This is a genomic window from Pigmentiphaga soli (assembly GCF_039541095.1).
Classification (GTDB): Bacteria; Pseudomonadota; Gammaproteobacteria; order Burkholderiales; family Burkholderiaceae_B; genus Pigmentiphaga; species Pigmentiphaga soli.
In genome coordinates this window covers 14,467-26,836 of sequence record NZ_BAABFO010000007.1, presented here as the reverse complement: position 1 = coordinate 26,836, position 12,370 = coordinate 14,467, and the positions used below count along the sequence as shown (strand labels likewise).

The 12,370-nt window shown below is 69.8% G+C and carries 9 protein-coding genes; 7 read left to right on the top strand and 2 right to left on the bottom strand.

Annotated elements, in window-relative coordinates; genetic code table 11:
• Positions 1-214 precede the first annotated feature (214 nt).
• The 6 genes from ABD927_RS08845 (at position 215) to ABD927_RS08820 (ending at position 7,474) form a co-directional block, all read left to right on the top strand.
• The gene (locus tag ABD927_RS08845; protein WP_345248437.1) at positions 215-1,132 is read left to right on the top strand and encodes a YihY/virulence factor BrkB family protein; all 918 of its coding nucleotides are present in this window, start codon (positions 215-217) and stop codon (positions 1,130-1,132) included.
• Entirely contained in the window at positions 1,129-1,437 is a 309-nt protein-coding gene (locus ABD927_RS08840) for a hypothetical protein (protein WP_345248435.1), read from the top strand. Before ABD927_RS08845 ends, ABD927_RS08840 begins: the two co-directional genes overlap by 4 nt.
• Positions 1,438-1,644: 207 nt before the next feature.
• Complete coding sequence (locus ABD927_RS08835; protein ID WP_345248433.1) at positions 1,645-4,863, top strand: response regulator; 3,219 nt, start codon at positions 1,645-1,647, stop codon at positions 4,861-4,863.
• A gap of 6 nt (positions 4,864-4,869) precedes the next feature.
• Entirely contained in the window at positions 4,870-5,688 is an 819-nt protein-coding gene (locus ABD927_RS08830; RefSeq protein WP_345248431.1) for a CheR family methyltransferase, read from the top strand.
• On the top strand, positions 5,688-6,329 hold the full coding sequence (locus ABD927_RS08825) for a chemotaxis protein CheB (RefSeq protein ID WP_345248429.1): 642 nt from the start codon (positions 5,688-5,690) through the stop codon (positions 6,327-6,329). Before ABD927_RS08830 ends, ABD927_RS08825 begins: the two co-directional genes overlap by 1 nt.
• Positions 6,329-7,474, top strand: coding sequence for a hybrid sensor histidine kinase/response regulator (locus tag ABD927_RS08820; RefSeq protein ID WP_345248427.1), 1,146 nt, complete (start codon positions 6,329-6,331; stop codon positions 7,472-7,474). The genes ABD927_RS08825 and ABD927_RS08820 overlap by 1 nt, the downstream gene beginning before the upstream one ends.
• An 88-nt stretch (positions 7,475-7,562) precedes the next feature.
• Here the strand turns inward: ABD927_RS08820 and ABD927_RS08815 are convergent, their stop codons facing one another.
• The gene (locus ABD927_RS08815) at positions 7,563-9,155 is read right to left on the bottom strand and encodes an EAL domain-containing protein (RefSeq protein ID WP_345248425.1); all 1,593 of its coding nucleotides are present in this window, start codon (positions 9,153-9,155) and stop codon (positions 7,563-7,565) included.
• 157 nt (positions 9,156-9,312) lie between these two features.
• Positions 9,313-11,394: an ATP-dependent helicase gene (locus ABD927_RS08810; protein WP_345248423.1), complete on the bottom strand. Its 2,082-nt coding sequence runs from the start codon at positions 11,392-11,394 to the stop codon at positions 9,313-9,315.
• Positions 11,395-11,460: 66 nt separating this feature from the next.
• On the opposite strand from ABD927_RS08810, the gene ABD927_RS08805 reads away from it, so the two are divergent.
• On the top strand, positions 11,461-12,357 hold the full coding sequence (locus tag ABD927_RS08805) for a DUF72 domain-containing protein (protein WP_345248421.1): 897 nt from the start codon (positions 11,461-11,463) through the stop codon (positions 12,355-12,357).
• Positions 12,358-12,370: the final 13 nt, after the last annotated feature.

The window sequence follows — 12,370 nt, the reverse complement described above, 5'->3', positions numbered from 1 at the left end:
ATGAGTTCCTCGTTCCTCGCGGCAGGATAGCAAAAACTTCATTCGGAGCAACAGCGGCATGGCGCGCCGGAGGGCGGCGCGCGGCGCCCCGGGGCCTGGCCGCCGCGTTAGAAAACCGTTCAATTGCGTCGGATTGTGTGAAGCACTGACGGCCTCGCGCAAGCCCAAGGACAATAAAGAAATTACAAGTTCCTGCCGCCGGCGGTCCCCAGCCATGAAGCTTCCCCCGCTCGTCGACCGGCTGCTCCACTGGGCCCCGATCGCGCTGATGATCGCGGCCGCGGAGCGCTGGTCCGCCCATCGGTCCTCCAGCAAGGGCGCCGCGCTTGCGCTCTACATGGTGTTTTCGCTGGCCCCCATGCTGTTGCTGGTCATCGCCGTGGCCGGGGCGTTCTTCGGCGAGGATGCCGTGCGCGCCCAGCTCGTGGACCAGATCGGCGGGCTGACCGGCCGCCAGGGCGCGGAGGTCATCCAGACGGTGCTGGCCAGCGCCAAGGAATCCGAACAGGGCTGGATCGCGGCCGTGATCTCCGTCGTGTTGCTGATCTTCAGCGCGACGACGGCGTTCGCCGAACTGACCGACAGCCTGGACGAACTGTGGGAGGCCCCCCGGCGCGAGAGCTCCGGCGTCATGTCGCTGCTGCGCAGCCGCCTGCTGTCGTTCGGCCTGGTGCTGGTGCTGGCGCTGTTCCTGCTGATCTCGCTGGCGGTCAACGCCGGGCTGGCGGCGCTGCAAAGCTATTGGACCCGCTACTGGATGGAATCGGCGTTCTCGCTGATCGCGCTGGTGGTGTCCAACGTGTTTTCGTTCTCGGTGGTGGTGGCGCTGTTCGCGGTCGTCTACAAAATGCTTCCCTCGGTGCGCATCGCCTGGCGCGACGTGATACCGGGCGCCATCGTCACGGCGGTGCTGTTCCTGGTCGGCAAGGTCATGATCGGCCTCTATCTGAGCGGCGGCAGCGTCTCGTCGTCGTACGGCGCGGCCGGTTCGGTGGTTGCGCTGATCCTGTGGATCTACTACTCCGCGCAGATTTTCTTCTACGGCGCGGCCTTCACCCGCCAATACGCCGAGACCCACGGCAGCATGCGGCCGTCCCGCCAGGCCGCGGCAGCCCCGGAGCAAGACCGATGAACGCGCTGCACCCCTATATCCGCTTCCTGGGCGGCCTGCCCCACTTCGAAGTCGACCACCGGCACGGCACGGCGGTCGAACTGCGCACCGGCGCGGTCGTCAGCAAGTACGACGGCCAGGCCCCGCACCACCAGCATTGCCTGGCGGTGCGCTGGCCGGGCCAGGCGCAAGACCAGGCACTGCTGGTTTCGGCCACCAAGTACGTGCCGCTGCAGGTAAGCGAGGCCATCAAGCTGGGCGCGCCGCGCGCCGAATTGCTGGAGGCCGGCCGGCGCATCTTCACGGAGGCGGGCGAAGCGCGTTGAGACCGGGCGCGACGGTAGGCCGCAAACGCTTCGCGCCGTCCCGGCGGGCGCCGGATACGGCGTGCCCGGCGCCCCGAAGCGTTCAGTTACGTCCGCTGCGCCGGGCGGCCTGGAGCGGGTTCTAAAATCCCTCGGCCTGACGGACTCCGGCGCCGCCGCCCCACCGCGGGCGTCCGCCGCCACCGGTCCAACGCCGTCCGAACCGCCATGCCCCATCGCTTACTGACCGCATTACCGCTTTATCTGATCGTTGCCCTGATGACGGGCGGCATTTTCGCGCTCGACATGATGGCGCCGCCGGGCTATGCCGCATGGGTACTGTATGTCGCGCCGGTTGCCGTCTGCCTGCTGGCGCGCGAACCGGCGGCGCCATTCGTGGCTGCTACCTGCGGCACGCTGCTGCTGGCCGCCGCCTACGCGCTGTCGCTGCCGGCGGAATCGGCCGGAACGATCGTGGCCGCCGTCAACCGCTGCATTGGCGTGCTCATGTTGTGGGCGCTGGCCTGGATGGCCTACTCGCACATCCGCTCGGCGGCCGCATTGCGGCGCCATGCGTGGATCCAGCAGGGGCACGTCGAACTGGCCAAGGGCCTGCGCGGCGAACTCGGCGCCGGCGAGATCGCCGCGCAGGCCTTGCAGATCATCGTGCGCCACCTGGGCGCGGGCGTAGGGGCGTTCTACAGTCTCGACCAGGGCGTGCTGCGGCGAATCGGCGGCTGGGCGCTGCCCGAAGAAACCGGTCCGTCCGAATTGCGCGTGGGCCACGGCATGCTGGGCCAGGCCGTGCTGGAGCAGCGCACGCTGGCCCTGACCGGTCTGCCGCCCGATTATCTGCAGGTGGCGTCGTCGCTGGGCCATGCGGCGCCGTCGGCCGTGGTCGCCACGCCGCTGTCGGCCGGCGGCCAGGTGGTGGGCGCAATGGAACTGGGCTTCGTCGGCAAGACCTCGCTGGAAGACGAGACCGAAGTGCTGGGCGTGGCGGCCGATATCATCGGCTCCACGCTGCGCTCGGCGCTGTATCGCGGCCGGCTCGAGGAACTGCTGGGGGAAACCCAGCGCCAGAGCGAGGCGCTGCAGGTACAACAGGAAGAACTGCGGGTGTCGAACGAGGAGCTGGAAGAACGCAGCCGCGCGCTGATGGACACCCAGGCGCGGCTGGAAACCCAGCAGGCCGAACTGGAACAGACCAATGCCCGGCTGGAAGAACACACGCAAGACCTGGAACGCCAGAAGCGCGGCCTGCTGACCGCGCAGCGGCGGCTGGCCGAAAGCGCCGCGGCGCTGGAACGGGCCAGCCAGTACAAATCGGAATTCCTGGCCAATATGTCGCACGAGCTGCGCACGCCGCTCAACAGCTCGCTGATCCTGGCCAAGCTGCTGGCCGATAACCGCGAAGGCACGCTGACGCCGGAGCAGGTGCGCTACGCCCGCACCATCCATTCGTCCAATACCGACCTGCTGCTGTTGATCAACGACATCCTTGACCTATCGAAAGTCGAGGCCGGGCAGGTCACCATCGTCCCTGAACCGATCGAGCTGTCGACCGTGCTGGCCTCGATGCGGCAATCGTTCGCGCCGGTGGCCGAGCAGAAAGGACTGGACTTGCGCATCGAAACCGCCGCCGGGGCGCCGCAGACGCTGGTGACCGACGGCCAGCGCCTGCAGCAAATCCTGCGCAACCTGCTGTCCAACGCCTTCAAGTTCACCGAACGCGGCCAGGTGGCGCTGCGCGCGGCGGCGGCCGCCCCGGGGCGCGTGCGCTTCGACGTGGTCGATTCGGGCATCGGCATCGAAGCCTCGCAGCTGGAAGTGATCTTCGAGGCCTTCCGCCAGGCCGACGGCACTACCAGCCGCAAGTACGGCGGCAGCGGGCTCGGGCTGTCGATCTCGCGCCAGCTTGCTCACCTGCTGGGCGGCGACATCACGGTCGCCAGCGAACCGGGCGCCGGCAGTACCTTCTCGCTTGAGATAGCCGAGCGCCTGGAGCCCGCCGAAAGCGCCCGGGCAGACGACGAACCCGCCGCGCCGGCGGACCTCGCCACGGCACGCGCGTCGGCCAGCCTCTGGCCCGGACATGCCGGATCCGCCGGCGCCGGGACGGCTGGCGAGGCAGCCCCCGCTTTCGCCTCGCCGGCCCCGGCCTACGAGGCGCCCGCGTCTTCCGGTGTCTCCTCCGAGGTGCCGATCCCCCCTTCCACCCTCCGGCGCCCCGCCGCCGGCATCGACGACGATCGCGACCACCGCACCCGCGGCGTCCGGCTGATCCTGGTGGTGGAGGACGACGAAACCTTCGCCGGCATCCTGTACGACCTCGCCCACGAACTGGATTTCGACTGCATCCACGCGGCCACCGCGGCCGACGGCCTCGCCCTGGCGCACGACTACCAGCCCTACGGCATCCTGCTCGACGTGGAGCTGCCCGACGACTCCGGCCTGACGGTGCTGGACCGCCTGAAGCGCGACCCGGCCACCCGCCACATCCCGGTCCACGTGGTGTCGGTGGCCGACCATACCGAAGCCGCGCTGTTCATGGGCGCAATCGGCTACACCCTCAAGCCGACCGCGCGCGATCAGCTGGCCGAAGCCATCCGCTCGCTCGAGGCCCGGCTCAAGCAGCGCGTGCGCCGCATCCTGGTGATCGAGGACGACCCGGCGCTGCGCGAGAACATCAGCCTGCTGCTGCAGGCGCCCGGCGTCGAGCTGGAGGGCGCCGGCACCGTGGCCGACGCGCTGCGCCACCTGGCGGCGAACGAATTCGACTGCGTGGTGCTCGACCTGGTGCTGCCCGACGGCACCGGCTACCAGTTGCTGGAAAAGATGGCCGGCGACGACCAGCATACCTTCCCGCCGGTCATCGTCTACACCGGCCGCTCGCTGACCCCGGAAGAAGAGCAGCGCCTGCGCCGCTATTCGAAGTCCATCATCATCAAGGGCGCCCGCTCGCCAGAACGCCTGCTCGACGAGGTCACCCTGTTCCTGCACAGCGTGGAATCCGAACTGCCGGCCGACAAGCAGCGCATGCTGAAAGAGGCGCGCCAGCGCGACGCCGCGTTCGAGGGCCGGCGCATCCTGCTGGCCGAAGACGACGTGCGCAACATCTTCGCGCTGTCGCAGGTGATCGAACCGCTGGGCGCGCAGCTGGAAATCGCGCGCAACGGCCTGGAGGCGCTCAACGTGCTGGCGCACGACACGCCCATCGACCTAGTGCTGATGGATATCATGATGCCCGAGATGGACGGCCTGACGGCCATCCGCGAGATCCGCCGGAAAGAGCAGTTCGCCCACCTGCCGATCATCGCGCTCACCGCCAAGGCCATGCCGACCGACCGCCAGCGCTGCCTGGACGCCGGCGCCAACGACTATATTTCCAAGCCGCTGGACATCGACAGGCTGCTGTCGCTGTGCCGTGTCTGGCTGCCCCAGTGACCCGCCATGCCACATCCCGATTTCGAACTGGAACTCCGGCTGCTGCTCGAGGCGATCTACGCCAGGTACCAGCACGATTTCAGGCAATACTCGCAGTCGTCGCTGAGGCGCCGGCTGACGCAGGCCATGACGGCATTCAAGTGCCGTTCGCTGTCGCAGCTGCAGGACCGCGTTCTGCACGAGCCCGAGGTCTTCCCGCAGCTGCTGCAATACCTGACGGTGCAGGTGAGCGAGATGTTCCGCGATCCCGGCTACTTCCGGGCGCTGCGCGAACAGGTGGTGCCCATCCTGCACACCTATCCGTCGGTCAAGGTGTGGGTGGCCGGCTGCAGTTCGGGCGAGGAGCTGTGGTCGCTGGCGATCGTGATGGAAGAGGAAGGGCTGGCGGGCCGCGTGCTGTTCTACGCCACCGACATCAACCCGGAGGCGCTGCGCGCCGCCGAGGCCGGCATCTACCCGGCCGAACGCATCGCCGGCTTCAGCCGCAACTACATCGCGGCCGGCGGCAAGCGCTCGTTGTCGGACTACTACCATGCGGCCTACGGCGCGGCGTCGTTCTCGCGCTCGCTCAAGCAGCAGGTGGTGTTCGCCAACCACAGCCTGGCCACCGACAGCGTGTTTTCCGAAGTGCACCTGGTGTCGTGCCGCAACGTGCTGATCTATTTCAACCACGCGCTGCAGAACCGTGCCGTCACGCTGTTCCGCGATGCGTTGGTGCGGCGCGGCTTCCTGGGGCTGGGTAGCAAGGAAAGCCTGCGCTACGGGCCGTGCAGCGCGGATTTCGATGATTTCGTCGCCACGCAGAAAATCTACCAGAAGCGCTGATGATGAACGATGCCCCACTACCCTTGTCCGCAGCCCTCGGCATCGATGCCGTCGTGATCGGCGCATCGGCCGGCGGCATCGAAGCCCTGGGCACGCTGCTGCCGGCGCTGCCGGCCGATTTCGCGCCGCCGGTGCTGGTCGTGCAGCACATCGTGCCAGACCACGCCAGCCTGCTGGCCGAGCTGTTCGCCGACCGCTGCGCCGTCCGGGTCGAGGAAGCCAGCGACAAGCGGGAGATCGCCGGGGGTTGCATCTATTTCGCGCCGCCGGATTATCATCTGCAAGTGGAGCCCGACCGGACCCTGGCGCTGTCGGTGGACGACGCGGTGAATTTTTCCCGCCCGTCGATCGACGTGCTGTTCGAATCGGCCGCCTGGACGTACGGCCCCAGGCTGCTGGGCATCCTGCTGACCGGCGCCAGCCCCGACGGCGCCGCCGGCCTGCTGGCGATCCGCCAGGCGGGCGGCCGCACCTGGGTTCAGGACCCGGCCACGGCCGCCATGGACATCATGCCGCTCGCCGCCATCGGGCTGGGCGCCGCGCAAGAGATCCTGACGCTTTCCATCATGGCGCGGCGCCTGGGCCGCGCGCCGCATTCCGTCGAAGACCCGCCGGCCCGGCCGGATCCGTGGAGAACGTGATGTCCCGCACCGTCAAAATCCTGGTTGTCGACGATATCGAGCAGAACATCGTGGCGCTGGAAGCGCTGGTGGCGCGTCCCGGCATCGAATTGCTCAAGGCCTATTCCGGCTCGCATGCGCTGGAGCTGCTGCTCGACAACGACGTGGCGCTGGCTCTGGTGGACGTGCAGATGCCCGGCATGGATGGCTTCGAGCTGGCCGAGCTGATGCGCGGCAGCGCGCGCACCCGCAACGTGCCGATCATCTTCCTGACCGCCACCGACCGCAACACCCACCGCACCTTCCGCGGCTACGAGGCGGGCGCGGTGGATTTCCTCTACAAACCCTTCGATCCGCACATCCTGCGCAGCAAGATCGAAGTGTTCGTACAGCTGCAGCAGCAGAAGCTGCAGATGGCCGAGCAGGTCGACGCCATGACCCAGCTGCTGCGCACCAACGAAATGTTCATCGCCGTGCTCGGGCACGACCTGCGCAACCCGCTGGCGGCGGTGATCAATACCGCCGAGGTGCTGCTGCACACCAGCACCGACGCCAAGGTCAACACCGCCGCCATGCGGATCCGCAACAGCAGCGGCCGCATGTCGCGCATGGTGGACCAGTTGCTCGACATCGCCCGCATGCGCAGCGGCCGGCTCGAACTGGCGCCCTCGACGCTGGACCTGGCCGCGCTGTGCCGGGCCATCGTCGACGAATTCCAGCCGCTGGGCGAGCAGGACCGCGTGACGGTCCAGGCCACCGGCGACACCTCGGGCACCTGGGACGGCGACCGGCTGTCGCAGGTCATGTCCAACCTGGTGGGCAACGCGCTGCAGCACGGCAGCCCCGAGCATCCGGTGGAGGTGGCCGTGGATGGCAGCGCGGCCGACGAGGTGGCGGTGCGCGTGCGCAATGCCGGCACCATCGCGCCCGAGATCCGCGACCGCCTGTTCCAGCCTTTCCATGCCGGGCAGACGCGGCGCGACGCCAACAGCGGGCTGGGCCTGGGGCTGTACATCGCCAAGGAGCTGGTGCGCAGCCACGCCGGCGACATGGAGGTGTACAGCGTCGACGACGGCTATACCGAGTTCCGCCTGCGGCTGCCGCGGCGCGCGGCGCTGCGCCGCACGCCGGTCAGCCTGCAGGACGACCGCCAGTGGGTGTTTTGATGCCCTTGGCCGCCCAGGCGCCTGAACGGCGCCCGGACGGCCGTCCCCCTGGGGCACGCGGCCGGCTTGGGAACGGCCCGGCGCCGGCCTAGGGAGCCGCGGCGGGCGCCGGGGCTGGCGGCCGCCGCGCATAGACCCAGGCGAGCAGGTCGCGCGCGTTCATCGGATGCGCGAAGTAGCGGCCCTGGCCGCGGATCTGCCCGCCCATGGCGCGGAAGTACTCGGCCTGACCCGCGGTTTCGATGCCCTCCACCACCACGTCCAGGTTCAGCGCGCGGGCCATTTCGACGATCTGCGGCACGATGGACGGCGCCTCGGCGCCGGGGCGCACCGTGCGCGTGAAGGAGCGGTCGATCTTCAGCGCGTCGACGTTCAGCTCGTTCAGGTACGACAGGCTGGAGTAGCCGGTGCCGAAATCGTCTATATAGACGCGGTGGCCGGCCTGCCGCAGCCGCGCGATGGCGTCGACCGCCACCGCGCGCTCCGCCGTCGAACGCTCGGTCAGTTCCAGCCCGATCTGGCCCGGCGGCACGCGCGCCGCCCGCAGGTTGCGCCGCAGCTCGTCCAGCAGCCACGATTCGGTGATGTCGCTGGGCGCGACGTTCACATTGATCCGGAAACCCGGCACGCGTTGCAGCATGGCGCCCAGCTCCCCAAGCGCGTCGCGCAGCACGAAACGGGTGATTTCGCCGATGAAGCCGCGGTCTTCGGCCACCTTGACGAACACCTCGGCCGAAATCGGCAACCCCTGCTCATTGCGCCACCGCACCAGCGCCTCGGCGCCCACGGCGGCGCCGCTGTGCAGATCGACGATCGGCTGGTAGACCACCGTCAGCCCGCCCTGCCGGATGGCCCGCCGCAGGCGCCGCTCCAGCGGCTGCTGGCGGCCCCACAGCATCACCCCCAGCTGTACCGCCGCCAGGGCCAGCGCGCCGCCGAGCACGCCGAACAGCCAGAACGCGGTGTGCGCTCGCGCCAGCGCCTCGGCCACGGAGATCCGCGTGACGGCGCACAGCGCCACCTGCGGCGAGCACGCCGAGCGGTACAGGAATCCGCCGGCGTTCAGCGCGCCGCCCTGCAGTACGGCAGAGGCCGGCAGGTCGAGCTCGTCGCCCCAGCCGCGCACGATGCGGCCGGCGTCGCGGTCGGCCACCGCGACCGTATAGCCGAACGGCGCAGGCACCACGCCGCCGTAGATGTCCGTGCCCATGACCACGCTGGCGTTGCCGGACTGGATCACGGTGGCCTGCAACTGCGGCGCCATGGCCAGGGAAATGCCGGAGTGGATCCGCAGGCCGGCCGGGCCGGTCAGGCTGGGCGGCGGCAGCGCCAGCGGCGCCGGCAGCCGGCCCAGCGTGCCCGAACACGCCAGCATGCCTTCGCGCAGGCGGCCGACGCCCTTGATGTAGCGGGAACGGAAGGCCAGTGCGCGCAGCCGGGCGATGTCGGCATCGGAGCAGAACGGCACCGGCGAGGCGTTGGCCTCGCGCAGCACGCGCTGCGTTTCGGCGGCGGCCTCTTCGCCCAGGCGCAGCAGCTGCGTGGCGTAGCGGCCGAGATCGAGCTGCGCCTGCCACAGCACCGCGGTGCGGCACAGCAGCAGCCCCAGCGCGATGCCGACGGCCATGCAGGCGAATTTCGCGGCCGAGGCCGCAAAAATCTGGCGTAGCGGGCGTCGCATGGCCGTTTCGAGTCGTCTCGCGCTTTTTGTCCACCCGGAGAATACCAAAGCCCAGTGGTTGGACCCAGCCCCTGGCAGCCTGCGGCTGCTCCCCCTCAAGAGGCCGGCGCTGGCGGACCGGCGGAGCCGGATCCGCGGCGCGCTGGGTGGGCCGGGCTTATTTCCACAGGTTGCGCAGCAGGGCGGCGACGTCTACCCGGGGGGCGGCCGGATGTGGAGCGGGAGTGGCTGCTTGCTGCGGGGGCGTGGGCAGGCGGTCGAACAGGGTGGCGATGCGGTCCGTCAGGAAGCGGCTGCGGGCGGCGTAGACATGGCGGTCGCCCAGGCCGGTCTGCTGGTGGACGTAGAAGCGCTGGGGCACGATCAAATGCAGGCGGTCGCGCGCGCGGGTCATTGCCACGTACAGGAGGCGGCGTTCTTCTTCGATCTCGGCCGCGGTGCCGGTGCTCATGTCGGACGGAATGCAGCCGTCGACCACGTTGAGCACGTATACGGCCTTCCACTCCTGGCCCTTGGCCGAATGGATGGTCGACAGGATCAGGTAGTCTTCGTCGCGCAGCGGCACGCCGGATTCGGCGCTGGTGGCGTCTGGCGGGTCGAGCGTGAGTTCGGCCAGGAATTGTTCGCGCGAACCGTAGCCGGCGGCGATGCGCGCCAGCTGGTCGAGGTCGGCGCGGCGCGCGGCAGCGTCGTCGTGCAGGCGTTCCAGGTGAGGCAGATACCAGCGCACGGCCAGTTCGACGTCGGCCGGCCAGCGCGCGTTCTCGCACAGCGTGCGGTAGGCCTCGGCCAGGCCGGCCCATTCGCTGCGCGCCGCCGACGGCGGCACGAATTCCAGCAGCGCCGACAGCGGCCGCGGACAGGCCGCCATCGCATCCAGCAGGCGGCCCGCGGTGGCCGGGCCGATGCCGGGCACCAGCTGCGCGACGCGGAAGCCCGCCAGCCGCCCGCGCGGATTCTGCGCCCAGCGCAGCACGGACAGCACATCCTTGATGTGCGAGGCTTCCAGGAATTTGAGGCCGCCGTACTTGACGAAGGGAATGTTGCGGCGCGCCAGCTCGAGCTCCAGGGGGGCGCTGTGACTGGCGCTGCGGAACAGCACCGCCTGCGATTTCAGCGTCAGCCCCTCTTCGCGGTTGCGCAGCACGTTGTCGGCCACCCAGCGGGCCTGGCCGGCTTCGTCGGACACGGTGACCAGCGCCGGCCGGCGCGACGATTCGCGGTCGGTCCATAGCTCCTTGGCGTAGCGCTCCGCCGATTCGCCGATCACGGCGTTGGAGGCGTCGAGGATGGGCTGGGTGGAGCGGTAATTGCGCTCCAGCGTGACGACCCGCGCCGGCTTCGGGAACTGGCCGGGGAAATCGAGGATGTTGCGCACGGTGGCGGCGCGGAAGGAATAGATGGACTGGGCGTCGTCGCCCACCACCGTCAGGCCGCTGCCGTCCGGCTTCATGCCCAGCAGGATGGCCGCCTGCAAGCGGTTGGTGTCCTGGTATTCGTCGACCAGCACGTGGTCGAAGCGCGCGCCCAGCTCGGCGGCCAGCGCCGGGTCGCGCAGCATGCCTTCCCAGTACAGCAGCAGGTCGTCGTAATCCAGCAGGTGCTGTGCCTGCTTGGCCGCCACGTAGGCGCCGAACAGCCGCTTCAATTGGGCCTCCCAGGCGGCGCACCACGGGAAGGCCGCGCGCAGCACCTGGTCGAGCGGCTGGCAACCGTTGACCACGCGCGAATAGATCGCCAGGCAGGTGCTCTTGAGCGGAAAGCGCGATTCGGTGGACGACAGCCCGAGCTCGTGCCGCACGATGCCCATCAGGTCTTCCGAATCGCCGCGGTCGTGGATGGTGAAATCCTCGGCCAGGCCGATGCGGTCGCCGTGCTCGCGCAGCAGCCGGGCGCCGATGCCGTGGAAGGTGCCCGTCCACGGCAACGTGGGCGGATGGCTCGTGCCGAGCGCCAGCACCTTCTGCAGCACGCGGCCCACGCGGCGCTCCATTTCGGCGGCGGCGCGGCGCGAGAACGTCAGCAGCATGATGCGCTGCGGGTCGGCCCCCTTCAGCACCAGGTGGGCGACGCGGTGCGCCAGGGTATTGGTCTTGCCCGAGCCGGCGCCGGCGATGACCAGCAGCGGCCCGCCCGGCCGGCCGCCCTCGCCCACGCCATGTTCCACCGCCTCGCGCTGGGACGGGTTGAGGTCGGCCAGGTAGTCGGCGCGGGCAGGCGAAGCGGACGGGTCGGACATGGGATGCGGACGAGGGATATGCTACTGTATGCGCGTACAGTATAGAACGACTCTCCCGCCTGCCCCATGTCGATCCGCGTCGGCACCGCGTCCTGGACGGACAAGACCCTGCTGGCCTGTGGCCGCTTCTACCCGCCCGGGGTCTCGGGCGCGCGCGACCGGCTACGCTTCTACGCGTCGCGCTTTCCGATGGTGGAGGTCGACAGCAGCCACTATGCCTTGCCCGATCCGCACGTCGCCTACCACTGGGCCCGGTCCACGCCGCCGGGCTTCCTCTTCAACGTCAAGGCCTTCCGGCTGTTCACCGGCCACGCCACGCCGCCGGCCGCGCTGCCAGCCGACATCCGCCGCGCGCTGGGCGCCGGCGCGGCGGGGCCGGCCCTCTACTGGCCCGACGTGCCGGCCGAACTGCGCGGCGAGCTTTGGCGGCGCTTCGAGCTGGCGCTCGAGCCGCTGCGGATGGCGGGCAAGCTGGGCGCGGTGCATTTCCAGTACGCCCCCGGCGTGCGGCCGGGCCGCGGCCGGATGCTGCTCGACGACGCCGCGCGCGCCATGCGCGAGCATACGATGGCGGTCGAATTCCGCCATGCGAGCTGGTTCGCCGGGCCGCAGGCCGACGCCACGCTCGCCCTGCTGCGCGAACTGAACGCCGTCCACGTGGTGGTCGATTGCCCGCAGGGGCCGGCCAACACGGTGCCGGCCGTCTGGGCCGCCACCCGCCCCGACCTGGCCGTGGTCAGGCTGCACGGACGCAACCTGGAGGCCTGGAACCGCCCGGCGGCCGCCTCGTCGGGACGCTTCGTCTACGAATACACGCCGGCCGAGCTGGACGAGCTGGCGGCCCAGGTGCGGCGGCTGGCGCGCGCCGTGGCCAGCATCCACGTGCTGTTCAACACCAATTTCGAAGACCAGGGCATGCGCAACGCCGCCGCTTTCCGCACCGCGCTGGATGCACCCCGCTGACGGGGGCCCTGCC